Annotated in this window: 1 pseudogene; it reads left to right on the forward strand. The window is 73.6% G+C overall.

What is annotated here, in order from left to right:
- Window positions 1-1,381: pseudogene (locus GKQ77_RS32750) on the forward strand (hypothetical protein); the annotation flags it as partial.

Genomic DNA, 1,381 nt, shown 5'->3' on the forward strand with positions numbered 1-1,381 from the left:
GCCCCCGCCGCCCCCTCCGCCGCAGGTGCCTTCTTCGGGCGGACGTTCCGCGGTGACTGGGCCGGATCCGCGCAGGCCGCGCTCTGGCCCCTCGCGCTGCTCCTCATCGGCGCCATCGGCATCGCGATCCCCTCGTACGGCCAGGACGACGAGGTGGTCGTCGACTTCACCGACCGGCTGCGGATCAGCCTCGCGCTGCTCCTCCAATCCGTGGGCGGCAGCTTCGACCTGACGGGCAGTGAGCAGCGGCCGGGCTTCGGCGACTCGAACGGCGTGGGCTCCGGTGGCGGCCTCGGCTCGGACGGCAGCCTGGGCTCGGACGGCGGTCTCGGCTCGAACGGCCTCGACTCCGGTGGATTCGGTTCGAACGGCCTCGGTTCGGACGGCCTCGGTTCGGACGCCTCAGGATCCGCCCTCGAAGGCACCGCCTCCCTGCACTTCGTCCCGCTCACGGTGACCGCGCTGGTGATCGTGGTGCTCTTCATCGGCGTACGCATCCTCCGCAACCGCCTCATCGCGCGGGCCCACGACGGCCACGGCGGCGGCACCACGGCCGGGCTCGAAGCGGCCGCGCGCGTCGCCCTGTTGGTGACCGCGGGCGTGCTGGTGCTCGCCCTCTTCGCGCAGCCCGAGCTCGAGGGCATCGAGCTGTCGTCGTCCCCGGTGCTCGCCGCGCTCGGCGCGCTGGTGCTGACACTCGTCGTCTCCTGTGGCGTGCTGCACCCCTGGGGCGCCGCGCGGCCCGGCGCGCAGGCGGCGATCCGGGCCGTGGGCACCGCGCTGCGCGCCCTCGCCGTCGTCCTCGTGCTCTGCTCGGTCGTCGCCTTCATCAGCCTCGCGCAAGTGGACGACCTGAAGGAGATCACCGACCTCGACGACGCCGACATCTCGCCGCTCCTGATCGCGCTGCTCATCCTGCCGAACCTCGCGATCGCCGCGCTCGGCATCGGCTGGGGCGCGGGCGCGGAGGCCTCCGTGAGCGGCAGCAGCTCCTTGTTCGTCGGCGGGTCCGAGAGCAGGTCCTTCGGCCTCTCCGAACTGGGTGACGTCACCAACGACTGGGCGATCGTCGGCGCGTTGGCCCTCGGCCTGGTCTGCGCGCTGACGCTCGGCCTCCTCGCCGCACGCCGCTGCGCGAACCGCGGCGAACAGCTCCTCGCCGCCGCCGTCTTCCTCGGCCTCGTCCTGCTGCTCGCCGGGTCCGGCGGTATCGGCGTCGAGGTGTCCGGCGAGGCGGGGCCCGGGAGTTCGGGCTTCGGCGGGGCCAGCGGCAACGGCAGCGTGGAGCTGGGGCTGAGCGTCCCCGAGGTGCTGCTCTTCGGGCTGCTGTGGGTCTTCGCGGCCGCGCTGCTCGGCCCGTACCTGCTGCGGATGGCGGGCC

The organism is Streptomyces anatolicus, from assembly GCF_019400875.1.
GTDB lineage: Bacteria > Actinomycetota > Actinomycetes > Streptomycetales > Streptomycetaceae > Streptomyces > Streptomyces anatolicus.